We start from the raw sequence: 23,311 nt of genomic DNA on the forward strand, positions 1-23,311 counted from the left end.
CGGGGAACCCCCTTTCCGTCGCTTTCCGGGGGGGTTTCCCGGTCCGAGTCGGGAGGGGGGAGGGGGGGGGGGGGGGGGTTGTGCCGCGGGAGAGGTCGGACCGCCCGCCTCCTCCCGCGCCTACGGCGGAATGGGGGAAACGTTCATTCGTGGGCAGGGGGGAAGCGCGCCGGAAAAGCCGGCGCGGCCCAGCCGGAAACGCCCGCACGCGGAGGGGGGCGAGGGCGCGGCCCGTGGGTCTTGCGGGCCTCGCGGACCCTGTCGGACGGATCGGACGGATCGGGTCGACGGGTCGACGGGTCGACGGGGCGACGGGTCGACGGGGCGAACCAACGGGCCGGCTCGGACCTCGGCGGTGGGGCCGCGTTCCGATCCGCAGGGGCGGAAGCGGAGCACCGACCGCGGCACGTCCGGGAGACGTTCCGGCGAGGACCCGCCGGCGGCGCCCTACAGCAGCGGCGTGAGCCAGCGGCGGAGCAGTTCGGTGTACCGGTCGGGAGCGGTGTTCCAGAGGGCGGCGTGGTCGGCACCGGGGAAGGCCTGGAGGCTGACCACGTCGCGACGGGCGGCGGCCAGCTTCTCGGCGCTGCCGAAGGGCGCGATCCGGTCCTCGGGGCTGTGCAGGAGAAGGGTGGGCACCCGCAGGTCGGTGCCGTCGGCGATGCGGGCGAAGTCGGCGAGGTCGACGCCGGTGCGGCCCTCCGCGGCCAGGGCCCCGAGCTCGGCGGCGACGCCCTGGAACCCGGCCCGGGCGGCGTCCCGGCGGGCGGAGACCGGGAGGTCGAGCACCGGCGAGTCGAGGATGAGGCCGCTGACGGCGTGCGGCCACGCGGTGCGGGCCGCGGTCTGGAGGGCCGTGGTCGCGCCGACCGACCAGCCGTAGAGGATCACCTTGCCCGCGCCGCTGTCGAGCGCCAGCCGTACCGCCGCCTCGATGTCGCGCCACTCGGTCTCGCCGAAGTGGCTGAGCCCGTCCGGGGAGGCGGGGGCGCCCTGGTCGCCGCGGTAGGTGACGGCGAGGGTGGGCAGGCCGAGCCGGTCGAGGACGGGGAGCACCGGGAGGGTCTGCTGGCGGTCGGCCTCGGGGCCGTGCACCAGGATCACCCAGGTGCCGCGCTTGCCGTCGAGCCGCCAGGCGGGAAGGGCGCCGAGCTCGCCGTCGGCGGTGGTGTCGGTGAAGGGGAGGCCGAGTGCCTCGGTGGGGTCGCCGAGGTGGACCCGGGGGGTGAAGCGGACCTCGGTGCCGGGGGTGAGCGTGCCCCGGTCGGCGCGGAGCAGCCGGCGGGTGACGCCCCGCTCGTCGCTGTGCAGGACCTCCTCGACGACCGCGTGCCCGCCGTCCGCCCACTCGACCGCCCAGCGGCCGGGGCGCAGGCTCTCGGGGCCGCGGGTGAAGGTGACGCGGCCGGGGGCGAGGCCGCGGACCAGGACCGGCCCGGACTTCGGGACGGCGGCCACCGGACGGACCGTCCGCTCGGAGGCCCGACGGCCGATCACCAGCACGGCGGCCCCGACCGCGGCGGCCGCCACGACGGCGGCGGTTCCCCAACGCATTTCGCTCCCCGCTCTGTTGCTCACGGACCGGACGGTGTTCGGGCACCAGTTCACCGGCGCTCCGTCCGCCCGGCCACCGGGCTGGGCCGTCCGGGTCACCCGGGCGGCGGCCCGGCGGCGCCGAGGAGGTGCCGGGAGCGGGCGGCAGGGGTGTCGGTGGTGAGGGCGGGGCGGCGGAGCCGGCGGTGCCCCGGTGGGAGGGGACGTGGTGTTCCCGGTGGAGGGCGGCCCCGCGCCGGCGATCCCCCGGCGCGTCGGCGGCGTCCGCGTGTGACCAACCCCTCCGTGACCTCGGTTGACTCCCGGTTCGGGCCCGTGATGGGATCCTGGGGCCAAACGGAGGCATGGAGAGGAAGCCGGTGGAATTCCGGCGCGGTCCCGCCACTGTCACCGGGGAGCACGCTCGGAACATCGCCACGGCGGCCGTCGACGGCCGCTGGAAGGCTCCGGGGGTGCGTTCGACCCGGAAGCCAGGAGACTCTCGCCCCCGTCACGTCGATCCAGGGCGCGGACCCTGAGTGAGGACACGCACGCGATGCAGGCTGCCCCGCCCCACCGGACTCCGAGCTGCCTTCCGCCGTGCCCCCGATGACCCCGCTCGGGCCCTCCTCCTCGCCGCGCCCGCTGGCCCGCGCAGCCGCGTTCGCGCTCGGCGCCGTCGCGGGCCATGTCGCCGACGCCCGCTTCGCCGACCCCCGCCGGGGCCATCCGGTGGCCGTCTTCGGCAGCGCCGCGACCCGGCTGGAGCGTCGGCTGTGGCGCGACGACCGCGGCGCGGGGGCCGGGTACACGGCGCTGTGCGTGGGCGCGGTCGTGGCGGGCGCGCTCGCCCTGGACCGTACGGTGGGCCGGCGTCCGCTGGGCCGGGCGGTGCTGGCGGCGGCCGCGACCTGGACGGTGCTCGGCGGCACCTCGCTGACCCGGGAGGCGCGCACCATCGGCCGCTCGCTGGCCGCGGGCGACCTCGCGGCCGCCCGGGAGCGGCTGCCGCACCTGTGCGGGCGGGACCCGAGCGCGCTGGACGGGCAGCAGATCGCCCGGGCGGTGGTCGAGTCGGTGGCCGAGAACACCGCCGACGCCGTGGTGAACGCGCTGACCTGGGGCGCCCTGGCCGGCACGCCCGGCCTGCTGGCCTTCCGCGCCGTGAACACCCTGGACGCGATGGTGGGTCACCGCTCGCCGCGCCACGCCCGGTTCGGCTGGGCCTCGGCCCGGCTGGACGACCTGGCGGGCTGGCCGGGCGCCCGGCTGACGGCGCTGCTGACGGTGGCCGCCGCGCCCGAGCCCCGTACGGCCTGGCGGGTCTGGCGGCGCGACGGCTCCGCGCACCCGAGCCCGAACGCGGGCCAGGCCGAGGCGGCGTTCGCCGGCGCGGTGGGCGTACGGCTGGGCGGGGCGCTGCGGTACGGCGAGCGGGTGGAGCACCGGCCCGTGCTGGGTGCGGAGCTGCGGCCGGTGACGGTGGACGACATCGAGCGCGCCTGTGCGCTCTCCCGGCGGGTGGGCGCACTGGCGCTGGGTACGACGGTCGCGGGGCACGTCCTGCTGCGGATGCTGCTGAGGAAGAGGGGACGGGCATGAGCAAGGCGCTGCTGGTCGCGGGGACGACCTCGGACGCGGGCAAGAGCGTGGTGACGGCCGGGATCTGCCGTTGGCTCGTCCGCCAGGGCGTGCGGGTCGCGCCGTTCAAGGCGCAGAACATGTCGCTCAATTCCTTCGTCACCGCCGACGGCGCCGAGATCGGCCGCGCCCAGGCGATGCAGGCGCAGGCCGCCCGGGTGGAGCCGGAGGCGGCGATGAACCCGGTGCTGCTCAAGCCGGGCGCGGACGGCCGCAGCCAGGTGGTGCTGCTCGGCAGGCCGGTGGCGGAGGTGGGCGCGCTGGACTACCGCGAGCGCAAGCCCGTCCTGCTGGAGCGTGCCCTGGAGTGCCTGGCGGACCTGCGCGGCCGCTACGACGTGGTGGTCTGCGAGGGCGCGGGCTCGCCCGCCGAGATCAACCTGCGCGACCGCGACATCGCCAACATGGGCCTGGCGACGGCCGCCGCCCTGCCGGTGGTGGTGGTCGGGGACATCGACCGCGGCGGGGTCTTCGCGGCGATGTACGGGACGCTGGCGCTGCTGTCGGCGGAGGACCAGCGGCACGTGGCCGGCTGGTTCGTCAACAAGTTCCGCGGTGACGCGCGGCTGCTCGCGCCCGGGCTGGAGATGCTGCACGGGCTGACCGGCCGTCCGGTGCTGGGCACGCTGCCGATGCTGCCCGGGCTCTGGCTGGACGCCGAGGACTCGCTGGACCTGTCGACGGTGGTGGACCGGGCGGACGGGCCCGGGCCGTACGGCGCGGACGTGCTGCGGGTGGCCGTGGTGCGCTTCCCGCGGCTGTCCAACTTCACCGACATGGACGCGCTCGCGCAGGAGCCGGGCGTGCTGGTGCGCTGGGCGACCCGCCCGGAGGAGCTGGCCGACGCCGACCTGGTGGTGCTGCCCGGGACCCGGGCCACCGTCGCCGACCTCGCCTGGCTGCGCGAGCGCGGCCTGGAGCCGGCGCTGCGGGCGCGGGCGGCGGCCGGGCTGCCGGTCCTCGGGGTCTGCGGCGGCTACCAGATGCTGGCGCGCTCGATCGTGGACGAGGTCGAGTCGAAGGCGGGGGCCGTCGAGGGCCTCGGCCTGCTGCCGACGCAGGTGCGGTTCGGCGCCGAGAAGGTGCTGGCGCGGCCGGTCGGCGAGGCGTTCGGGCAGCGGGTGGAGGGCTACGAGATCCACCACGGGGTGGTCACCGTCGAGGGCGGGGACCCGTTCGTCTCCGACGGCCGGGGACGGAGTCTGGACGGCTGCCGGGTGGGCCCGGTCTGGGGCACGACCTGGCACGGCGCGCTGGAGAACGACGGGTTCCGCCGCGAACTCCTGCGCGAGGTCGCCGCGTTGTCGGGCCGGGCATTCGTCCCGGCCCCGGACACCTCCTTCGCCGCGGCGCGCGAGGCCCGGCTGGACCGGCTGGGCGACCTGATCGAGGAGCACGCCGACACCGACGCGCTGTGGAAGCTGATCGAGGGCGGGGTGCCGGCGGCCGGATCGCTGCCGTTCGTCCCGCCCGGGGCCCCTGGGAGTGACGCATGAGCCGGGTACGGCGGCAGTGCCGGGTACGGCAGCAGAGCCGGGCAGGATCACGGGACCAGGCAGGATCACGAAGCCGGGCAGGATCACGGAACCGGGCAGGATCACAGGACCGGACGGTGCCGCGGAACCGGGCACGACAGGAGTGGGGTACGGCATGAGTGACGTCCGCTATCCGTTCACCGCGATCGTCGGCATGGCCGACCTGCGGCTCGGGCTGCTGCTGAACGCGGTCTCCCCGGCCGTGGGCGGCGTGCTGGTGCGCGGTGAGAAGGGCACCGCGAAGTCGACCATGGTGCGCGCGCTGGCCGGCCTGCTGCCGTCCATCGCCACCGTGGACGGCTGCCGCTTCGCCTGCGACCCGGCCGCGCCCGACCCGCAGTGCCCGGACGGGCCGCACGTCTCCCCGCCCGCTTCCGAACGGCCGGCCCAGCTGGTCGAGTTGCCGGTCGGCGTGGCCGAGGACCGGATCGTCGGCTCGCTCGACCTGGAGCGGGCGCTGGCCGAGGGCGTCAAGGCGTACGAGCCCGGGCTGCTCGCGAGGGCGCACCGCGGCGTGCTCTACATCGACGAGGTGAACCTGCTCCAGGACCACGTGGTGGACCTGCTGCTGGACGCCGCCGCGATGGGCCGCTCCTACGTCGAGCGCGAGGGCGTGTCGGTGCGCCACGCGGCCCGGTTCCTGCTGGTGGGCACGATGAACCCGGAGGAGGGCGAGCTGCGGCCGCAGCTGCTCGACCGGTTCGGCCTGACCGTCGAGATCGCCGCCACCCGGGATCCGGCCGAGCGCGCCGAGGTGGTCCGCCGCCGGCTCGCCTACGACGCGGACCCGGCCGGCTTCGCCGAGCGGTTCGCCGAGGAGGAGCGGGCTCTCGCCGAACGCATCGTCGCGGCGCGGGAGTTGCTGCCCAAGGTCGAGCTGACCGATGTGGCGCTGCGTCAGATCACCGCCGTGTGCGCCGCGTTCGAGGTGGACGGGCTGCGCGCCGACATCGTGATGGCCCGCACGGCCGTCGCACTGGCGGCCTGGGACGGGCGCACCGAGGTGCAGGAGGAGGACGTCCGCAAGGCGGCGCGGCTGGCGCTGCCGCACCGGCGCCGCCGCAACCCCTTCGACGCGCCGGGGCTGGACGAGGAGCAGCTGGACCGGACGCTGGAGGAGCACGCGCAGCAGGAGGAGCCGGAGCCCGAGGGCGACGGATCCGGCCCGGACGGCGACGGGCCGGACGGCGACGGCGACGGGCCGGAGGGCGGTCCGGACGGGGGCGGCCCCGACGGCGGCGGCGCGCCCGAGCCGTCCGACGGCGGCCCCGAGGGGTCCGCTCCCGAGCCGCCGGCCCCCGAGGCACCCTCCCCCGAGGGCCCCGAGGAGCCGGCGCAGCAGCCCGTGCCCGCCCAACACCCCTCCCCCGCAAGGGAGTCGGCGCCGGTCGCGGCCGGGGACCCGTACCGGACCCAGCTGTTCACCGTCAAGGGCACCGGGCACGGCGCCCAGGGCCGCCGCTCCCCCGCCGAGACCACCGGCGGGCACACCATCCGCGCCCGCCGCCCGCAGGGCGCGCTCGGCCGGCTGCACCTGACCGCGACCCTCCAGGCCGCCGCGCCGCACCAGGCGGCGCGCGGGCGCAGCGGGCGCGCGCTGGTGGTGCACAAGGACGACTTCCGCGAACAGGTGCGTCAGGGGCGGGAGTCCAACCTGGTGCTGTTCGTGGTGGACGCCTCCGGGTCGATGGCCGCCCGGCAGCGGATGACCACCGTCAAGGGCGCGGTGCTGTCGCTGCTGATGGACGCCTACCAGCGCCGCGACAAGATCGGCATGATCACCTTCCGGGGCGCGGGTGCCGAGCTGGCGCTGCCGCCCACCTCCTCGGTGGAGGTCGGCGCGGCCCGGCTGGAGTCGCTGCCCACCGGCGGGCGGACCCCGCTGGCCGCCGGCCTGCTGCGCGCGCACGAGGTGCTGCGGGTGGAGCGGCTGCGCGACCCGAGCCGGCGCCCGCTGCTGGTCGTGGTGACCGACGGCCGGGCCACCGGCGGGCGGGACGCGCTCGCCCGCTCGCACCGCGCGGCCGCGCTGTTCGCGGCGCAGGGCACGGCGAGCGTGGTGCTGGACTGCGAGTCCGGCCCGGTCCGCCTGGGCCTGGCCCGCACCCTGGCCGGGCTGCTCGGCGGCACCGCCGTCGGCCTGGACGAGCTGCGCGCCGAGGGCGTGGCCTCGCTCGTCCGCGAGAGCCGGTCCGACAACCGTTCTGCGAACCGTGCAACCACCGCGATGCGAAAGGCGGCCTGAGCCGACATGCCCAAGGGTGTCCCCGAGAGCGTCCCCGACGACGGCCTGACGACCCGTCAGCGCCGCACACTGCCGATCACCGCCGTGCACACCGGCCCCGGCAAGGGCAAGTCCACGGCCGCGTTCGGCATGGCGCTGCGGGCCTGGAACCAGGGCTGGCCGGTCGGGGTGTTCCAGTTCGTGAAGTCCGCCAAGTGGAAGGTCGGCGAGGAGAACGCGCTGCGCGTGCTCGGCGCCTCCGGCGAGGGCGGCACCGTCGACTGGCACAAGATGGGCTCCGGCTGGTCCTGGATCCAGCGCTCCGCCGAGCAGGAGATGTCCAGCGAGGAGGCGGCCAAGGAGGGCTGGGAGCAGGTCAAGCGGGACCTCGCGGCCGAGACCTACCGCTTCTACGTGCTGGACGAGTTCACCTACCCGATGCACTGGGGGTGGGTCGACCCGGACGAGGTGGTGGCCGTGCTCAAGGACCGTCCGGGCAGTCAGCACGTCGTCATCACCGGCCGGTACGCGCCCGAGGCGCTGACCGGATTCGCCGACCTGGTCACCGAGATGACCAAGGTCAAGCACCCCATGGACGCCGGCCGCAAGGGCCAGCGCGGTATCGAGTGGTAGGCCGTTGAGCACCGTCCCCCGCCTCGTCGTCGCCGCGCCCTCCTCGGGCGCCGGCAAGACCACCGTCGCCACCGGCCTGATCGCGGCGCTCGCCGCGCGCGGGCTGGCGGTGTCGCCGCACAAGGTCGGCCCCGACTACATCGACCCGGGCTACCACGCGCTCGCCGCCGGGCGCCCGGGCCGCAACCTGGACGCCTTCCTGTGCGGGCCGGAGCGGATCGCACCGCTGTTCCTGCACGGCGCGGCGGGGGCGGACGTCGCGGTGGTCGAGGGGGTCATGGGCCTGTTCGACGGGGCCTCCGGGCGCGGGGAGCTGGCCTCCACCGCGCACGTCTCCAAGCTGCTGCGGGCGCCGGTGGTGCTGGTGGTGGACGGCTCCTCGCAGTCCCGCTCGGTGGCCGCGCTGGTGCACGGCTTCGCCTCCTGGGACCCGCAGGTGCGGCTCGCCGGAGTGATCCTCAACCGGGTCGCCTCCGACCGGCACGAGCAGCTCCTGCGCGAGGCCCTGGAGGAGGGCTCCGGCGTGCCGGTGCTGGGCGCGCTGCGCCGCTCAGCCGCGGTCGCCACGCCGTCCCGCCACCTCGGGCTGATCCCGGCGGTGGAGCGCTCGGCGCAGGCCCTGCGGGCGGTCGCCGACATGGGCGAGCTGGTGGCCTCCTCGGTCGACCTGGACGCCCTGCTCGAACTCGCCCGGACGGCACCGGACCTGGACGCCGAACCGTGGGACCCGTCGGCCGAGGTCACCCCGGTGGCCGGCCGGCCGCGGATCGCGGTGGCGGGCGGCGCGGCCTTCTCCTTCTCGTACGCCGAGAACGCCGAACTGCTCGGCGCGGCGGGCGCGGAGGTGGTCCCGTTCGACCCGCTGCACGCCTCGTCGCTGCCCGAGGACACGGCCGGCCTGGTGATCGGCGGCGGCTTCCCGGAGCTGTACGTGCGCGAGTTGAGCGGCAACGCCGAACTTCGCGCCGCCATCGCCGGGTTCGCCGCCGCGGGCGGGCCGATCGCCGCCGAGTGCGCCGGACTGCTCTACCTGGGGCGGGAGTTGGACGGCCTGCCGATGTGCGGCGTGCTGGCCACCGACGCCCGGATGACCGAGCGGCTCACCCTCGGCTACCGGGAGGCGGTCGCCCTGCACGACTCCCCGCTGGGCCCGGCCGGCACCAGGCTGCGCGGCCACGAGTTCCACCGCACGGTCTGCGAACCCGGGGCGGGCGAACTCCCGGCCTGGGGCTGGCGCCTTCCCACCGGCCCCCGCACCGAGGGCTTCGCGGGCGGCAACGTGCACGCCTCCTACCTGCACCTGCACTGGGCGGGCGCGCCGGCGCTGGCGTCCTCCTTCACGGCCGCGGCGGCGGGCTTCGCGGCCAGGGCGGGCTTCGCGGCGGGAGCGGGCTTCGCGGCGGGAGCGGCCGGAGGCGTGCAGTCCGCGGCTCGTCCCGTCCCCTGGGGCGCCCCCGGATAACGCGGCGACGCCGCGGGGTGTGCGGCCATAGGCTCCGCCCATGCATGTGATCGTTCTCAACGGCGGGTCCAGCTCCGGCAAGTCGAGCATCGCCCGGCGCCTGCAGGAAGTTCTGCCGGACCCGTGGCTGCACCTCGGCGCGGACACCATGGTCGACGCACTGCCGGCGTCGTTGCGCGACGGCGGCGAGGGGATCGGCGGGCTGGAGGGCGGGAACGGGACGGTCGAGGTCGGCCCGGTCTTCGCCGCGCTGGACGCCGCCTGGACGCTCGGGGTGGCGGCGATGGCCCGGGCCGGGGCGCGGATCGTGGTGGACGAGGTGTTCCTCGGCGGCGCCGCTTCGCAGGCCCGGTGGCGGGCGGCGCTGGAGGGTCTGGACGTGCTCTGGGTCGGGGTGCGCTGCGATCCTGCGGTGGCCGCGGCGCGAGAGGCCGCGCGCGGCGACCGGGCGGCCGGAATGGCCGCCGCGCAGGCCTCGGCGGTGCACCAGGGCGTCGCCTACGACCTGGTCGTCGACACCTCGCGGGCCTCGGTGGACGACTGCGCCCGGCTCGTCGCCGGGCGGGTGGCGTCCGACGGTTGAGCCGCCGCCGGCCGGGCGGTACCGTCCGCCGGGCGCTGCTCCGGGCCGATGGCCGGCGCGCGGGTGACGACGGCGGCGAGCGCCGGGTCGACGACCCGGACCGCCGCCGGCGCCGCCGGATCCCGGGCCTAACGGTCGAGCAGCACGGCGAGGTAGCGGTCGATCTCCTCGCGCAGTTCCTCGGGCATCGGCACGTGCCAGTGCCCGCTGCCGGCCGTCGCGTTGAACAGCACGCCGTCGCACCAGCGGATCAACCGGCGGGAGTCCCCCGTCGGGTCGCCCGAACCGGCGGCGGCGAGCAGCTCGGCGGCGCGCTGGGCGAAGCGCGCGCCCAGCCGGTCGTAGAGGGAGCGCAGTTCGGGCCTGCGGGTGGCCTCCAGGGCGAGCTCCAGGCGGGCCAAGGTGATCCGGCGGCCACCTGTGAGCGCCTGGAAGAGCACCTCGGCGCCGACCTCGGCCAGCAGCTCGCGCGGCGGGACGGCGGCCGCCGGCAGCTCGCCCTCGACGAGGACCGGGTAGTCGGCGGTCTCCCGCTCGACGATCCGGGTGAGCACGAGCTCCAGCAGGGCGGCCCTGGTCCGGGCGAGGTTGGAGGTCGAGCCGGCGGGCAGGCCGGACGCGTCGTCCACGGCGCGGTGGGTGAGCCCGCGCAGGCCGGCGTCGGCGATCACGTCGATGGCGGCGTCGGCGATCAGGGTCGGGCGCGGGGGTGTCATGGGTCCGATCATGGCCTTTCCGAAGAGGCTCCCCCAACTCACTACAGCCGCAGTTTACGACTCACTACATGTGTAGTACCGTTCGGTGCGCCGGACACTACACCTGTAGTGGCCAGAGCGCGCGAGAAGAGGAGCTCCCTCATGGGCCTGCACCAGGCGATCGTCATCGGCGGCGGCATCGGTGGCCTCGCCGCCGCCCTCGCCCTCCACCGACAGGGCGTCCCCGTCCGCGTCCACGAGCGCGCCGACTCCCTCGAACCCGTCGGCGCCGGACTCGCCCTGGCCCCCAACGCCCTGCGCTGCCTCGACCGGCTCGGCATCGGCGGGCACCTGCGCGCCCTCGCCACCCCGCACCCCGCCGTCGGCCTGCGCCACCCCTCCGGCCGCTGGCTCGTCCGCACCAGCACGTCCGCCTTCGAGGCCCGCTTCGGCGACACCATCGCCGCCGTCGCCCGCGCCGACGTCATCACCGCCCTGGTCGACGCGCTCCCGGAGGGCACCGTCCGCACCGGCTCGCCCGCCACCCTCGTCACCCCCGGCAGCACGACCGGGCCCGCCGTCGTCCGCACCGCCGACGGGGAGGAGACGGCCGACCTGGTCGTCGCCGCCGACGGCATCCACTCCGCGACCCGGAGCCTGCTCTTCCCCCGGCACCCCGGCCCCCGCTACAGCGGGTTCACCACCTGGCGCACCATCGTCACCCCCGGCCGCCTCCCGGCCGCCGCCGGCGAGGTGTGGGGCCGCGGGAAGCTCGCCGGAATCGTCCCGCTCGCCGACGGCCGGGTCTACGTGTACGGCGCCGCCCTCGCCCCGGCCGGTGAACGGGCCGCCGACGGGGACGAGCGGGCCGAACTCCTGCGCCGGTACGGCGACTGGTGCGCCCCCGTACCGCAACTGTTCGCCCTGGCCGAGCCCGAGCGGGTCCTGCGCCACGACGTCCGGGACCTCGCCGACCCGCTGCCCGCCCACCACCACGGCCGGGTCGCCCTCCTCGGCGACGCCGCCCACGCGATGTGCCCCTTCCAGGGCCAGGGCGCCTGCCAGGCCATCGAGGACGCCCTCGTCCTGGCCTCCCCGCTCACCCCCGGCACCGACCCCGCCGCCGCCCTGCCCGCCTACACCGCCGCCCGGCTCCCCCGCACCACCGCCGTCGTCGCCGGCTCCCGCCGCATCGGCGACCTCGTCGCCCTCCGCTCCCCCGCCGCCACCTTCCTGCGCACCACCGCCCTCACCCTCGCCGGCCTGCTCCCCGCCCGCGCCCTGCTGAGCCGCGCGGCCCGGACGTACAACTGGCGGCCGCCGACCCCGGGCGGGGCGGCGTGAGGGGACCGCCCTCCGCCGCACACGTCCGCCGAGCACGTCCGCCGCGGCTCTCGGAGCCGCGGCCGGGGCAGGCGCGGGGGCGGGGTCCGGGCGGCCGTCAGGCGAGCTTGCCGAAGGTGCCGTCGAGCGGGTCGGACCGGTGGCAGGCGACGCAGCGCAGCCGGGTGTAGATCGCCACCGCGCCCATGAAGACGTCCTCGCGCCCGTCGGCCGGGGACTCGGAGGAGGCCGGCTCCCCGCAGTCCAGGCAGACGCGGCGGGGGCGGGCGGCGACCGAGCAGGCGCGGCAGATCAGGTGGGTCGGGTGTTCCGCGTGCACGACGACGGGCTGGGGGCCGCCGTGCAGCAGGTGGTCGCACCACGTGCAGGACTCGTCCTGCTGGGCCGCCAGCATCCGGGCCCGGGTCTCCTGCTGCCACTTCGCCGCGTGCTGCAGCGGCACCCTGACGGGCGGCCCCCACCCGGAGGCGGTGAGCCACCGGGCGCCCTCCGCGCCGGCGGCCCGCAGCTGGTCGTCGACGGCGATGTCCCTGGGCGTCTTCTCGTTCATCGGGGTCTCTCCTCCGCTGGGCTTCCGCAGAGGACAACGCGGCCGGGACGCGGCCGGACACGCGGCGCGGCGCACCCGACCCCGGTTCAGAGGAGCGGCTCGGTGTCCCCGTGCGCGATGAGCAGCTTGCGCAGCAGGGCGTCGAGCCGGGTGCGCTCGTCCGCGTCGAGGGCCGAGAGGATGCGTTCCTCGTTGCCGACGTGGCCGGCCAGGGCGCCGTCGATCAGCTCCTTGCCGGCCGGGGTGAGGCGGACCAGGACGGCGCGGCGGTCGCTCGGGCACGGGTTGCGCTCGACCAGGCCCTTGGCGGACAGCCGGTCGACCCGGTTGGTGATGGCGCCGGAGGTGACCATCGCGGACTTGAGCAGCGCGCGGGCGTTGAGCTCGTACGGCTCCCCGGAGCGGCGCAGCGTGGCCAGCACGTCGAACTCGGAGGAGTCCAGGCCGCAGGCGGTGAAGTACTCGCGCAGGGCGTTGTCGACCCGGACGTTGAGCCGTCGGAGCCGGCCGATCAGGGCCATGGGCCCGGCGTCCAGGTCGGGGCGGGCCCGGGCCCACTGCTCGACGATGTCGTCCACGGTGTCGCGCTGCTGCATGTCCGCCGCCCTCCCGGGGCCGTCCGTTCCGAAGCCTTCCGTCCAACGCAGATATCTTAACATTCACATACTTGACGTTCTCCGATCCTGGGCGTAGAAAGTATCTCAACGTTCAGATAATCAACGTTCAGGGGGACGTCATGGCCGTCATGGACCGCAAGCGCGCGGGGATCGCCGTCACCGCCGCACTCGCCCCGGCCGCGTGGGGCACCACCTACCTCGTCACCACCCAGCTGCTGCCCGAGGGCCGCCCGCTGCTGCTCGCCGCCCTGCGCGCCCTGCCGGCCGGACTGCTCCTGCTGCTGATCGGCCGCCGACTTCCCAAGGGGCGCTGGTGGGGGCGCGCGGCCGCACTCGGGATGCTCAACATCGGGCTGTTCTTCCCGCTGATGTTCGTCGGCGCGTACCGCCTGCCCGGCGGCGTCGCCGCCACCATCGGGGCGATCCAGCCGCTGCTCGTCGCCGGGTTCTCGATCGGCGTGCTGCGGGTGCGGCCCGGACGGCGGGCGGTGATCGCGGGACTGGTCGGGGTCGGCGGAGTGGCCCTGCTGGTGCTCAAGAGCGGCGCCCGGCTGGACGGCGTCGGGATCGCCTCGATGGTCGCCGGGATCTCCCTGATGGCCATGGGCACCGTCCTCACCCGCCGCTGGGGCCGCCCCGAGGGCGCCACCCTGCTCGACCTCACCGCCTGGCAGCTCCTGGCCGGCTCGGTCTTCCTCGTGCCGCTCGCCGCCGTGGTCGAGGGCGCGCCGCCCGCCCTCAGCGCCGCCAACCTGGCCGGCTTCGCCTACCTCGGCCTGTTCGGCACCGCGCTCGGCTACTTCCTCTGGTTCCGCGGCATCGAGCACCTCGGCGCCGGCCCGGCATCCTTCCTCGGCCTGATCAACCCGGTCGTCGCCACCCTCGGCGGCCTCGTCGTCCTCGGCCAGACCCTCACCCCCTGGCAGCTCCTCGGCCTTCTCCTCGCCCTCGCCGCCATGCTCGTCGGCCAGGCCCCCGCCCGCCGCACCCCGGCACCGGCACCGGCACCGGCACCGACCACCGCGCCCACCCCCCGGCCCGAACCGGCCACCGCCCGCTGACCGCAGTCCTCGAACGCCTGCCGGGTGCCCACCCGCAGGCATTCGGCTGTTTCCGACCCCCCTCGCCCCGGCCTCCGGACCGGGGCGTACGGCGCTCCCACGCGGGTAGGGGGCCGTTGGCCCGGCTCAACCAGGGCGGGAGAAAGAGGGTTGCCCGATGGTCGATTCCGACGAACTGCGCTCCGCGATCACCGCACAGGTCGAAGGGTTCGCAAGGGCCGGCGGCGCGGGCGTGCGCAGCGTCCTGGTCAAAACGCTCGACAGCCCCCGGCTCACCGTCGCCCACCGGGCAGACCTGGCACTTCCCGCGGCGAGCCTGGCCAAGATGATCCTCGGGGTCGCCCTCTTCGACTCCGCCGAACGCGGCGAGCTCGACCTCGATGAGCGCGTCCGGATCGGGGCCCTCCCGGGCACGATGTACCCGAGCGTGCTCCAGGCCCTCGACCCCGACTCGACCGTCACCGTACGGGAGTTGTGCGGCTTCGCACTGGTGACCAGCGACAATCCGGCCGCCGAACACGTACGCGCCGTCCTGGGCCAGGAGCGGATCGACGCCACGATCAAGGCCGTCGGACTGCACAGCACGGCCTTCCCTGCCGGGTTCTCCGAGCAGGAACTCGGTCCGCTCGGCCGGGCCAACACCACCACCGCCGAGGACATGCTGCGGTTGGTCGAGTACATCGACCGGACGCCACACCTCGAACCGGTCCGGCGCTACCTGGTCAACTACCTGCGCAACGACCGGATTCCGTCCCGTCTGGACGACGAGGTCCCGGTGCGACACAAGACCGGAAGCCTTCGCGGCATCGTGAACGACGCGGGCATCGTGCTGCATCCCGCGAACCGCATCGCCATGGTCTTTCTGACCGAGGGACAGGCCGATAACGTTCGTACGGCACAGGAGATCGGGGAGGTCTCCGAACGGATCGTCCGGATCATCGCAGAGGGGTCGGCGCTCTGACGCGGCCCACCGGGGGTGGCGTGTGACCGTGTCTCGCGAACGACAACTGCGCAAGATCCTCGCACTGGTCAACACCCTCGCGCTGACGGTGGGGTTGGCGTGCGTGGTGACCGCGGCACTGATGACCCACCAGCAGGTCCTCGCCACCGTCCTCAGCCTCATCGGCGGCGCCTTCGTGTCGGCGGCGGCCGTCACGCTGGCGATCGGCTCCCTCACCGTACGGGAGACCACGGAGCAGGTGGACAGCGCCGTGCTTCGCGGCATGCAGGACGTGCTCGGCCCGGTGCGCGACCCGTTGTTCGCCGGAGCGCTGTCCGCCTACCGCTACGACTGCCTGCTCTCCCCCGCACCGGACGGTGACGCCCATCCCGACTACCTCTACCAGAGCTTCCGGATCTCCTACCGCGTCCAGGCCTTGCCCGGAACGGTGACGATCGCCTGCCTCGCCTCCAACGACGACGCCGGCCTGGACGGCTTCACCGGGCCCGAGTGCCTGCTCCGGTGGATGATCGACGACAACCTGGACCCGGACGACCCGGGGGTCTTCAGAGTCGGCGCGGTCAGGGTCGACAACCGGGATCTGGAACGCACGTCCGCGAGGCACGAGGACATCGTCGGCGGGCGCGCCAGGGTCGAACACTTCGTGGTACCGCGCGAGGCACAGACCACCGCGGGCCATCTGGTGGAGCTGAGCGTCACGGCGCGCAAGTTCGTGGGCAACGACCGACGGATCCGCGTCCAGGCCCAGGTGTTCCGCCATGTCACCGATGCCGAGTACAGGCTCACCGTCGACCCGGCACTCCGGCCGACCCGCCTGAGCGTTAACGCGTCGGAGATCAGCGCGCTCGGGGCCGCCCACGGTGCGAGCGTCCGGGCCACCTTCCCCGAACCGTTCAACAGCACGGCCGGGCTGATCCAACTGCCGTTCCCCCTCCAGCCCGGCAGCGTCATGGCCTTCACCATCGACCGGAACGTGGCCTGACCCGCCCGGGCGGCGGGTCAGCCGGTGGCGCGGATGTAGATGTCGGCGGCGCCGGGCAGGCCGCCGGGGATGGTGGCGACGTAGATGCGGCGGGCGGTGGGGGCGTGGGTGGGGAGGTCGGTGGGGGTCGGGGTGGGGGTGGGGGTCCAGGTCGGGGTGGGGAGCGGGGCGGGGGCGGGGTCGTCGGGGGTGGGCTCGTCCGGGGCGGCCGCGGGGGCCGGTTCGACGGTGGGGTCCTCGGGGTCGGCATCGGGGTCGCCGGGGTCCGGGGCGGCGGCGGTCGGGTCGGAGGGCCCGGCCGGGTCGGTGGGCTCGGCGTCCGGGGACGGGCTCTCGGCGGGCGCGGCGGCGGGGTCGGCGGTGGCGGACGGGCCGGGCGCGGGCGTCGGCGCGGACTCGGGGAGCTCCGGGGCCTCGGCCGGCTCGTCGCCGCCGAGGGCGGCGAGCAGGTCCGCCGGGAGCGGGGCGGCCGGCCCGGGCGAGGGGAGGTCGTAGGCGCTGAGGAAGTCACCGAGGCCGGGGGCCCTGCCGCCGCCGAGGCGGTAGTGCAGGTAGGCGACCGGGGCGCCGCCGGAGGTGTGGGTGTAGACGGCGCCGACCGGGACGTAGAAGCGGCCGACGCCGGGATGCTGGGACGGGTGCAGGCCGGCCAGGCGTTCGGCGCGGTCGCGGTCGGTCTCGCGGCCGGTGCCGCCGGCGGTGAGCGCGTTGACGCCGCGCACCACGAGGGCGGCGGCGACGGACACGCAGAGCACCAGCCCGACGGCGACGGTGCGCCGCAGGACCGGGCGGCCGTGCAGCGCGGGCCAGGAGTCGGTCACCGTGCGCTCGGGTGGAATGCCGTCCACGGTTGTCTCGCTCCCCCGTTCGTTCAGGACGCCTGATCAGGACGTCGCACTCTGCTCGACGTGGGACCGTAGCCGAGAGTTCCTCAGCCCAGGTAGGCGGGGGCGACCGCAGCCCTGGTGACCGGCTGCGCGCTGCCCGAACCGTCCGCCGGGACGGTCCACAGGTCGGCGCCGTAGTCGCCGGGCAGGGCGTAGACCAGGGTGCCCCCGCCGGACCAGAGCGCCTGGTCGTCGATGTTGCGCTGCTCGGCGGTGGCGGTCTCGGTCATGGTGGCGAGGTCGAGCACGTACAGCCGCCACGGGGCGTCGGCGGGCAGGCCGGGAACGCGCTTCTTGTACGCGACGCGGGTGCCGTCCGGGGAGAGCGAGGGGCACTCGACGTTGTCGTGCAGGGTGGTGAGGGTTCGGGCGGCGAGGTCGCCGCGGACGAGGTGGGTCCGCCCGGCGCTGGCGAGGGTGGCGTAGAAGGTGGTGTCGTCGGCGAAGGTGACGCCCCAGATGTTGATGTCGTGCGCCTGGTACGGGTGGCCGTCCAGGACGACCGAGAAGTCCTCCAGGTTCTCCCGCAGGTTCCAGTCCCGGACGTCCACGATCGAGGTGCGGGTGGAGAAGTCGCTGCCCGCGTACGAGTCGCCGCTGACGAAGACCGTCCAGGCGGCGAGGTGCCCGGACGGGGAGACCCGGGAGCGGGTGGGGATGCCGGCCGCCGGGAACGAGCGGAGCTCGCGCAGGTGGTCGTCCAGGACGACGGCGCGGTAGGTGTCCTCCAGCGCGCCGTGCTGGGCCTGGAGGCAGATGCCGGTGCCGGCGGCGGCGTGGAAGCGCAGGCACTGGACGCCGGAGGCGGTGCGCGGGCCGTCGGGCCGATCAGCGGCGACGGAGGTGATCTCGTCCCGGTGCGGGCCCCAGGCCATGTTGCGGAACAACAGCTGTCGTCCGCCGGACTGCACCTGTAGTGACACCGGGCCGGGCGTGACGGACGGCCCGCCGGGCTGGGCCTGGTCCCGGCGGGCGGTGCGGTCGGCGGCGTTGAGCACGGCCCCGGTGCCGACCGCGCCGAGCAGCACGACGGCGACCAGCAGGATGATCATCCTGGTGCGGTTCCGCAGGTTCATCGGGTCTCCTCCGGGGTCTTCGCGGCGACGGGTCCGGGCTGCTCCGCAACGGGGACGGGCTGACCGGCGGCGGGCCCGGGCCGCCCCGTGACGGGCCCGGCCGGACCCGCGGCGGGTCCGGCCGGGCGCAGCACCGCCGCCGCGCCGAGCACGCACAGCCCCAGCGCCCCCGCCGACCAGCCCAGCGCCGCCGGGCCGCCGACCACCCCCCACAGCGCGCCGAACAGCAGCGAGCAGGCGAACCGGGCCAGCGCCTGTCCGGTGCCGACCAGGGCGAGCCCGGCGCCGCGCTGCTCGGCGGGTACGGCGTCGGCGGCCGCGGCGGCGAGCACGCCGTCGGTGGCCGCGTAGAAGGTCCCGTGCAGCACCAGCACGCAGAGCACCGCCGGCAGCCCGCGCAGCGGTGACAGCAGCAGCCCGTACGCGAGCAGCAGCACCCCGTGCCCGGCGAGGAAGAGCCGGTGGCGGCCGATCCGGTCGGCGAGCGCGCCGAGCGGGACGGCGAGCAGCAGGAAGGCGGCGGCGGTGCCCAGCGGCAGCAGCGGGAAGAGGCCGACGGGCAGGTCCAGCCGGCGCTGGACGAGCAGGTAGAGGAAGGAGTCGCTGACGGTGGTGAGGCCGAGCAGGACGGCGCAGAGCGTCAGCCGGCGCAGCCCCGGCAGCCGCAGCAGGGTGAGGCTGTCGCGCAGCGAGGGGGCGGAAGTCGACAAATCGTCACCCTGCTGCCGGTTCGGCACGAACAGCAGCAGGATCAGCACCCCGAGCGCCGCGACGCACGCGCTGACCGCGAACACCGCGTCGTAGCCGTGCCGCTCGCCGCCGTCGGCCAGCAGCGGGCCGCCGGCCAGCCGCAGCACCAGGAACGCGGTGAGCGGCCCGAGCAGGGCGCCGGCCGTGTCCATCGCCCGGTGCACCCCGAACGCCCGGCCGCGGTGGGCGGGTTCGGTGGCGAGCGAGATCATCGCGTCCCGGGGGGCGGTGCGCAGGCCCTTGCCGGTGCGGTCGACGGCGATCACGGCACCGATCAGCGGCACGGTGTGGACGAACAGCAGCAGCGGCCGGCACAGCGCGGACAGCCCGTACCCGACGGCCGCGACGGTCTTGTGGCGGGCCGCGCCGTCGCGGCCGCGGCGGTCGGAGAGGTGGCCGCCGACCAGCCGGACCAGTGCGCTGAAGCCGTTCTGGATGCCGTCGAGCAGACCGAAGCCGAGCGGGGAGAGGCCGAGACCGGTGAGCAGGTAGAGCGGGAGGACGGCGGTGACCATCTCCGAGGAGATGTCGGTGACCAGGCTGACCGCACCGAGGGCGACCACCGCCCCGGGCACGGCGGCCCGCCGCACCGGGCCCGCGGCCGGCCCGGCGGTGGTCGGCGCGGCGGGGGACGGGCCGTCGGGGGTCGGCCCGGCGGGGGCCTTCGAGCTGCGCGAGTCCGCGACGTACACGGCCGTCAGTTCCGGATTCCGGTGCGGCCGACGGCGCCCGCGGAGCGCGGCCGGGGACGGGGCCGGGGACGGCTGCCGGGGGCGAGGGTTCCGGGGGCGCGCAGTCGTGCGAAGGCCATGGGGTCCTCCGGAGGTCGGGGATTCCTGGGCGGGAGCGCCGAGAACAGTAGGAGCGCCGTGGTGTCGTGTACCGCACAACGCAGATGAAGAACAGGCGAACAGCTGCCGCGCCGCGGCGGACCCGGGGCGGACGGCGCGGACGGCGGACCCGGCACGGACGGCGGACCCGGCACCGACGGAGGACCGGCGTCGGACGTCACACCCACCGCGATTGACCCGTTCCGGCCGGGCGTGGTGGGATCACCGGAGTTCGGGACGAAAGGTGCGGCACGTGAGCGAACCGGTCGCCGGCGCCCCCCGCACTCTGGTGGTGGGGATCGGCGCGAGCAGCGGCGCCGAACGGACCGAGGTCCTGCGACTGCTCACGGACACCCTCCGGGAGACCGGCCTGACGCCATCCGCCGTGGCCCGGCTGGCCACCGTGACGGGCAGGGCGGACCACCCGGCGGTGCGCTGGGCGGCCGACCACCTCGCCGGGGTGCCCGTGGACGAGCACCCGCCCGAGGTACTGGCGGGCGTGCCGGTGCCGAACCCCTCCGCCACCGTCGGTACGGCTGTCGGCACCGCGAGCGTGGCCGAGGCGGCGGCACTGGCGAGCGCGCCGGGCGGCCGGCTCGTGGTCACCAAGCGGAAGTCGGCGCGGGCCACGGTCGCGATCGCCCGGACGGCGGCGCGCGGACACCTCGCGCCGCTCGACGTGGACGCGGACCCGCCGCCACCGCCCCCGACCCCGGCACCGACCCCGACCCCGGCACCGGCCGCACAGCCGGCACCACCAGCCCCGACCGGCACCGGCCGAACCACCTGAGCCACCCAAGCCGCCCGAAACCCGAAGCACCCGAAGCACCCGAAGCACCCGCAAGGAGACCCCGCGTGACCGCCCCCGAACCCGACCTGCGCCACCACGGCGACGCCGAGGTGCGCGCCGACGGGCTCGGCCTGGTCGACCTCGCCGTCAACGTCCGCACCGGCACTCCCCCGGCGTGGCTGCGCGAGCACCTCGCGGCCACCCTCGGCGACCTCGCCGCCTACCCCGACCAGAGCGCCGCTCGCGCCGCGGTGGCCGCCCGGCACGCCCGCCCGGTCGAGGAGGTGCTGCTCACCTCGGGGGCAGCGGAGGCCTTCGTCCTACTGGCAAGGGTTCTGACTTCACGTCACATCGCCGTGGTGCACCCGCAGTTCACCGAACCGGAGGCGGCCCTGCGGGACGCCGGGCACCGGGTGCACCGGGTGCTGCTCTCCCCCGAGGACGGGTTCCGGCTGGGCGCCGTCCCCGAGGAGGCGGACCTGGTCGTCCTCGGCAATCCGACCAACCCGACCTCCGTGCTGCACCCCGCCGAGGCCGTCGCCGCGCTGGCCCGACCCGGGCGCACCCTGGTGGTGGACGAGGCGTTCATGGACACCGTGCCGGGCGAGCGGGAGTCCCTCGCCTCCGTCCGGGATCTGCCCGGCCGGGTCGTCGTGCTGCGCAGCCTCACCAAGACCTGGGGGCTGGCCGGACTGCGGATCGGCTATGTGCTCGGGCCCGCCCCGCTGATCGCCGACCTCGGCGCCGCCCAGCCGCTCTGGCCGGTCTCCACCCCGGCACTGGCCGCCGCCGAGGTGTGCAGTGGCCCGGCGGCGCTCGCCGAGGCCGAGCTGGCCGCGGCCGAACTGGCGCTCCGGCGCGAGCACTTGGTGAAGGGCCTGGCCGCCTTCCCGTCGGTGCGGCTGTACGGCGAGCCGGCCGCTTCCTTCGTCCTGGTCCGGTTGCCGGATGCGGCGACCGTCCGGCAGCGGTTGCGCGAGCACGGCTTCGCCGTCCGGCGCGGGGACACCTTCCCGGGGCTGGGCGAGGAGTGGCTGCGGATCGCCGTCCGGGACGAGGAGACCACCGACCGATTCCTCAACGCCCTTGAGGCAGTGCTCGGTTCGGCCTGACCGGCGCGACACCGGCGCCCTCCGGCCGCCCGCCGCCTGCCCGTCCGCCCATCAGGCCGGACGGGCGGACGGGCAGCCGAACTGACGAACGGACGGCCAGGCGGCCGGCCGGCCGGCCCGACGGGCAGACAGCTCAGCCCGCACCGACGCGACGAGCGCTACTGGAGCCCGAGCGCCTCCGCCGCCATGGCGGTGCCCTTCACCCGGGCCGCGATCTTGGCGAAGGCGGTGTCCCGCGAGGTGGAGGCGTCGTCGGCGAACGGCGAGAATCCGCAGTCGTCGGTCGTGCCGAGCTGGTCGACCGGAATGTGCCGGGCCGCGGCCAGCACCCGGTCGCGCACCTCCTCCGGGCTCTCCACCCTGGGGTCGATCGGGTCGGTCACCCCGACGAACACCCGGATTCCGGGGCGGAGTTGATCCGCGATGACGGCGAGCACGCGGTCGGGGTCGGCCTCGCTCGCCAGCTGCACGTAGAAGTTGCCGACCTTGAGCCGGAAGAGCTTCGGCAGCAGCTCGGCGTAGTCGACGTCCAGGCTGTGGGTGGAGTCCTGGTCCCCGCCCGGGCAGGTGTGCACGCCGAGGCGGGCCCGCTCCTCCTCGGTGAACCGGTCGAGCACCTGGTTGTTGAGGGCCACGAAGTCGTCCAGCAGGCTGCCCGACGGGTCCAGCTTGAGCGACAACCGGGCCTCGGTGAAGTCGAGTTGGACGACGTGGGCGCCCGCGTCCAGGCAGCCGCGGATGTCGGCCTCGGCCTCGTCGGCCAGGTCCTTCAGGAAGTTCTCGCGCGAGTACCCGTCGATGCCGTCGGCCGGGTAGAGCAGGCTGAGCGCGGAGGGTGCGATGACGGCCTGCTTGACGGGCTGCGAGGTGTGGCGCAGGGCTTCGCGCAGATAGGTCTCGGCACGGACGCGGTACCGGAAGGGTCCGGCGGTCAGCCGCGGGAGCTGCCGGGTGTGCCCGTCGGCGAAGGGGATGACGGCGCCGTCCCCGGCGAGGGAGGTCAGCCCGGCGAGGGGGTACGTGACGAAGCTCGGCTTGGCCTGCTCGCCGTCCACCAGGACTGGGCAGCCGAGCTCCGCCAGCCTGGCCAGGGTGTCGGCGGTGGCCTCGTCCTGGAGCTTCTTCAGGTCGGCGTCGGACAGCCGCCCTTCGGCGTGTTCGGTCAGGGCATTGAGCAGGGTGCTCGGCCGGGGGATGCTGCCGATGGGCTCCGTGAGAATGGTCATGACGGGACGGTAGAAAGGGCGGCGCCCCGAGCACAACGGGGCGCACGGCGCATTCCGCCCGAGCGTTCACACTCCGCGCGCCCCACCCTTCTGCGTTCACGCCCCCGGAACGGCACACCCCTCCGCCCAATCCCGTAGCGTGGCGAAGTCCTCGGCCAGCAGGCCGATCCGGGGGTTGACGTGCAGGGCCAGCGCCCGCCCGGGATGGTGGGCGGCGATCCACTCCTCGTCCTGCGGGCCGAGTTCGTCGTCCACCCAGACGAACGGGCGCCCGGCGGCCCAGGCGACCACGTCCCTGGTCTTCCAGTGCAGCCCGTCCGCGTTCACCCCGAACAGGTCGGACCAGCGGATGTACGGCAGTTCGGGCAGGCCGATGTGCGGGCCTATGTGGGTGTTCGCCTCGCCCATCCAGCCGGTGGCCCACACCAGTTCGTACGGCAACGCCAGCAGCGCCTCGCCGTGGGAGGGGTTGAGCCAGACCCGCAGCGGCTTGACCCGGACGGCGGGCGGCTTGGCGTGCTTGGCGCGGGTCGCCTGCCGGGCCTGGACCGCCGCCAGGTGCTCCTGCTTCGCCACCCACCAGGAGGGGCGCAGCCGGTGGGTGGCGTAGCCCTCGGGCCTCCGCTTCGGCGCGGCGTAGGGATTGAGCGGTCCGTCCACGTCGAGCAGGAGCAGGGGCTGCTGGGTCATGCCATGAATTCTCGGTCCGGCGAGGGCGCTTGACCAGCGATTTGCCGGCCGCGATCGGTCGGGCGGAGCCCCTGGGTGTCCCGGCCGCGATCGGCCGGGCGGAGCCCCGGGGCGTCCCGGCCGCACCGC

At 75.5% G+C, this 23,311-nt stretch carries 21 protein-coding genes and 1 riboswitch; of the genes, 12 read left to right on the forward strand and 9 right to left on the reverse strand.

Annotated features, from left to right (window positions below; genetic code table 11):
- Positions 1-447 precede the first annotated feature (447 nt).
- Complete coding sequence (locus ACFVGO_RS15420; protein ID WP_380632153.1) at positions 448-1,554, reverse strand: alpha/beta hydrolase; 1,107 nt, start codon at positions 1,552-1,554, stop codon at positions 448-450.
- Between the two features lie 348 nt (positions 1,555-1,902).
- A riboswitch (cobalamin riboswitch) is annotated at positions 1,903-2,035 on the forward strand.
- A gap of 107 nt (positions 2,036-2,142) precedes the next feature.
- On the opposite strand from ACFVGO_RS15420, the gene ACFVGO_RS15425 reads away from it, so the two are divergent.
- From ACFVGO_RS15425 to cpt, 6 genes are all read left to right on the forward strand, one after another.
- Entirely contained in the window at positions 2,143-3,135 is a 993-nt protein-coding gene (locus ACFVGO_RS15425) for a cobalamin biosynthesis protein (protein ID WP_380632155.1), read from the forward strand.
- The gene (locus ACFVGO_RS15430; RefSeq protein WP_380632157.1) at positions 3,132-4,670 is read left to right on the forward strand and encodes a cobyric acid synthase; all 1,539 of its coding nucleotides are present in this window, start codon (positions 3,132-3,134) and stop codon (positions 4,668-4,670) included. Before ACFVGO_RS15425 ends, ACFVGO_RS15430 begins: the two co-directional genes overlap by 4 nt.
- Before the next feature lie 154 nt (positions 4,671-4,824).
- Positions 4,825-6,954 carry a putative cobaltochelatase gene (locus tag ACFVGO_RS15435; protein WP_380632159.1) on the forward strand — a complete coding sequence of 710 codons (2,130 nt, stop codon included), beginning with the start codon at positions 4,825-4,827 and terminating at the stop codon, positions 6,952-6,954.
- Positions 6,955-6,960: 6 nt separating this feature from the next.
- Positions 6,961-7,566 carry a cob(I)yrinic acid a,c-diamide adenosyltransferase gene (gene cobO, locus ACFVGO_RS15440; protein WP_049655361.1) on the forward strand — a complete coding sequence of 202 codons (606 nt, stop codon included), beginning with the start codon at positions 6,961-6,963 and terminating at the stop codon, positions 7,564-7,566.
- A 4-nt stretch (positions 7,567-7,570) separates the two neighbouring features.
- Positions 7,571-9,028 (forward strand): cobyrinate a,c-diamide synthase, encoded by a 1,458-nt coding sequence (locus tag ACFVGO_RS15445; RefSeq protein ID WP_380632161.1) that lies wholly within the window; start codon positions 7,571-7,573, stop codon positions 9,026-9,028.
- Between the two features lie 46 nt (positions 9,029-9,074).
- Positions 9,075-9,611, forward strand: coding sequence for a chloramphenicol phosphotransferase CPT (gene cpt, locus ACFVGO_RS15450; RefSeq protein ID WP_359903465.1), 537 nt, complete (start codon positions 9,075-9,077; stop codon positions 9,609-9,611).
- A gap of 128 nt (positions 9,612-9,739) precedes the next feature.
- Here the strand turns inward: cpt and ACFVGO_RS15455 are convergent, their stop codons facing one another.
- Positions 9,740-10,327, reverse strand: coding sequence for a TetR/AcrR family transcriptional regulator (locus tag ACFVGO_RS15455; protein WP_380632163.1), 588 nt, complete (start codon positions 10,325-10,327; stop codon positions 9,740-9,742).
- Positions 10,328-10,468: 141 nt separating this feature from the next.
- On the opposite strand from ACFVGO_RS15455, the gene ACFVGO_RS15460 reads away from it, so the two are divergent.
- Positions 10,469-11,650 (forward strand): FAD-dependent monooxygenase, encoded by a 1,182-nt coding sequence (locus ACFVGO_RS15460; RefSeq protein ID WP_380632165.1) that lies wholly within the window; start codon positions 10,469-10,471, stop codon positions 11,648-11,650.
- Positions 11,651-11,747: 97 nt separating this feature from the next.
- On the opposite strand, the gene ACFVGO_RS15465 is transcribed toward ACFVGO_RS15460, so the two are convergent.
- Both ACFVGO_RS15465 and ACFVGO_RS15470 read right to left on the reverse strand, forming a co-directional pair.
- Positions 11,748-12,200 (reverse strand): hypothetical protein, encoded by a 453-nt coding sequence (locus ACFVGO_RS15465; RefSeq protein WP_359903415.1) that lies wholly within the window; start codon positions 12,198-12,200, stop codon positions 11,748-11,750.
- A gap of 86 nt (positions 12,201-12,286) precedes the next feature.
- Positions 12,287-12,796 (reverse strand): MarR family transcriptional regulator, encoded by a 510-nt coding sequence (locus tag ACFVGO_RS15470; RefSeq protein WP_359903417.1) that lies wholly within the window; start codon positions 12,794-12,796, stop codon positions 12,287-12,289.
- Between the two features lie 140 nt (positions 12,797-12,936).
- Between ACFVGO_RS15470 and ACFVGO_RS15475 the strand changes: the two genes are divergently transcribed.
- The 3 genes from ACFVGO_RS15475 to ACFVGO_RS15485 all read left to right on the forward strand — a co-directional run bounded on the left by ACFVGO_RS15475 (position 12,937) and on the right by ACFVGO_RS15485 (position 15,821).
- Positions 12,937-13,878, forward strand: a complete 942-nt coding sequence (locus tag ACFVGO_RS15475) for an EamA family transporter (RefSeq protein ID WP_380354286.1) — start codon at positions 12,937-12,939, stop codon at positions 13,876-13,878.
- 157 nt (positions 13,879-14,035) lie between these two features.
- Complete coding sequence (locus ACFVGO_RS15480) at positions 14,036-14,839, forward strand: serine hydrolase (RefSeq protein WP_380632168.1); 804 nt, start codon at positions 14,036-14,038, stop codon at positions 14,837-14,839.
- Positions 14,840-14,867: 28 nt separating this feature from the next.
- Entirely contained in the window at positions 14,868-15,821 is a 954-nt protein-coding gene (locus ACFVGO_RS15485; RefSeq protein ID WP_380632170.1) for a hypothetical protein, read from the forward strand.
- Between the two features lie 17 nt (positions 15,822-15,838).
- Here ACFVGO_RS15485 and ACFVGO_RS15490 read toward each other — a convergent pair whose 3' ends face one another.
- From ACFVGO_RS15490 to ACFVGO_RS15500, 3 genes are all read right to left on the reverse strand, one after another.
- Positions 15,839-16,669 (reverse strand): hypothetical protein, encoded by an 831-nt coding sequence (locus ACFVGO_RS15490; protein ID WP_380632172.1) that lies wholly within the window; start codon positions 16,667-16,669, stop codon positions 15,839-15,841.
- Between the two features lie 83 nt (positions 16,670-16,752).
- A complete protein-coding gene (locus ACFVGO_RS15495) occupies positions 16,753-17,784 on the reverse strand; it encodes a TolB family protein (protein ID WP_380632174.1) in 1,032 nt (343 codons plus the stop codon).
- The gene (locus ACFVGO_RS15500; protein WP_380632176.1) at positions 17,781-19,226 is read right to left on the reverse strand and encodes an MFS transporter; all 1,446 of its coding nucleotides are present in this window, start codon (positions 19,224-19,226) and stop codon (positions 17,781-17,783) included. The genes ACFVGO_RS15495 and ACFVGO_RS15500 overlap by 4 nt, the downstream gene beginning before the upstream one ends.
- A gap of 391 nt (positions 19,227-19,617) precedes the next feature.
- On the opposite strand from ACFVGO_RS15500, the gene ACFVGO_RS15505 reads away from it, so the two are divergent.
- Together ACFVGO_RS15505 and cobC are read left to right on the forward strand one after the other, a co-directional pair.
- A complete protein-coding gene (locus ACFVGO_RS15505) occupies positions 19,618-20,154 on the forward strand; it encodes a cobalamin biosynthesis protein (RefSeq protein ID WP_380632178.1) in 537 nt (178 codons plus the stop codon).
- A 65-nt stretch (positions 20,155-20,219) separates the two neighbouring features.
- Complete coding sequence (cobC, locus tag ACFVGO_RS15510) at positions 20,220-21,266, forward strand: Rv2231c family pyridoxal phosphate-dependent protein CobC (protein WP_380632180.1); 1,047 nt, start codon at positions 20,220-20,222, stop codon at positions 21,264-21,266.
- A gap of 158 nt (positions 21,267-21,424) precedes the next feature.
- Here the strand turns inward: cobC and ACFVGO_RS15515 are convergent, their stop codons facing one another.
- Entirely contained in the window at positions 21,425-22,492 is a 1,068-nt protein-coding gene (locus ACFVGO_RS15515; protein WP_380632182.1) for a cobalamin-independent methionine synthase II family protein, read from the reverse strand.
- A 96-nt stretch (positions 22,493-22,588) separates the two neighbouring features.
- Positions 22,589-23,182: a hypothetical protein gene (locus tag ACFVGO_RS15520; protein ID WP_359903435.1), complete on the reverse strand. Its 594-nt coding sequence runs from the start codon at positions 23,180-23,182 to the stop codon at positions 22,589-22,591.
- Between the last annotated feature and the right edge of the window lie 129 nt (positions 23,183-23,311).

The sequence above is a fragment of the Kitasatospora sp. NPDC057738 genome (assembly GCF_042798815.1).
In the GTDB taxonomy this organism is placed as follows: Bacteria; Actinomycetota; Actinomycetes; order Streptomycetales; family Streptomycetaceae; genus Kitasatospora; species Kitasatospora lactacystinica.

What these genes read in the sequence shown, in the direction of transcription:
- ACFVGO_RS15420 (WP_380632153.1), bottom strand. Translation starts at nt 1,554, where the DNA reads ATGCGTTGGGGAACCGCCGCCGTCGTGGCGGCCGCCGCGGTCGGGGCC.
- ACFVGO_RS15425 (WP_380632155.1), top strand. Translation starts at nt 2,143, where the DNA reads ATGACCCCGCTCGGGCCCTCCTCCTCGCCGCGCCCGCTGGCCCGCGCA.
- ACFVGO_RS15430 (WP_380632157.1), top strand. Translation starts at nt 3,132, where the DNA reads ATGAGCAAGGCGCTGCTGGTCGCGGGGACGACCTCGGACGCGGGCAAG.
- ACFVGO_RS15435 (WP_380632159.1), top strand. Translation starts at nt 4,825, where the DNA reads ATGAGTGACGTCCGCTATCCGTTCACCGCGATCGTCGGCATGGCCGAC.
- cobO (WP_049655361.1), top strand. Translation starts at nt 6,961, where the DNA reads ATGCCCAAGGGTGTCCCCGAGAGCGTCCCCGACGACGGCCTGACGACC.
- ACFVGO_RS15455 (WP_380632163.1), bottom strand. Translation starts at nt 10,327, where the DNA reads ATGACACCCCCGCGCCCGACCCTGATCGCCGACGCCGCCATCGACGTG.
- ACFVGO_RS15460 (WP_380632165.1), top strand. Translation starts at nt 10,469, where the DNA reads ATGGGCCTGCACCAGGCGATCGTCATCGGCGGCGGCATCGGTGGCCTC.
- ACFVGO_RS15465 (WP_359903415.1), bottom strand. Translation starts at nt 12,200, where the DNA reads ATGAACGAGAAGACGCCCAGGGACATCGCCGTCGACGACCAGCTGCGG.
- ACFVGO_RS15470 (WP_359903417.1), bottom strand. Translation starts at nt 12,796, where the DNA reads ATGCAGCAGCGCGACACCGTGGACGACATCGTCGAGCAGTGGGCCCGG.
- ACFVGO_RS15475 (WP_380354286.1), top strand. Translation starts at nt 12,937, where the DNA reads ATGGCCGTCATGGACCGCAAGCGCGCGGGGATCGCCGTCACCGCCGCA.
- ACFVGO_RS15480 (WP_380632168.1), top strand. Translation starts at nt 14,036, where the DNA reads ATGGTCGATTCCGACGAACTGCGCTCCGCGATCACCGCACAGGTCGAA.
- ACFVGO_RS15495 (WP_380632174.1), bottom strand. Translation starts at nt 17,784, where the DNA reads ATGAACCTGCGGAACCGCACCAGGATGATCATCCTGCTGGTCGCCGTC.
- ACFVGO_RS15515 (WP_380632182.1), bottom strand. Translation starts at nt 22,492, where the DNA reads ATGACCATTCTCACGGAGCCCATCGGCAGCATCCCCCGGCCGAGCACC.
- ACFVGO_RS15520 (WP_359903435.1), bottom strand. Translation starts at nt 23,182, where the DNA reads ATGACCCAGCAGCCCCTGCTCCTGCTCGACGTGGACGGACCGCTCAAT.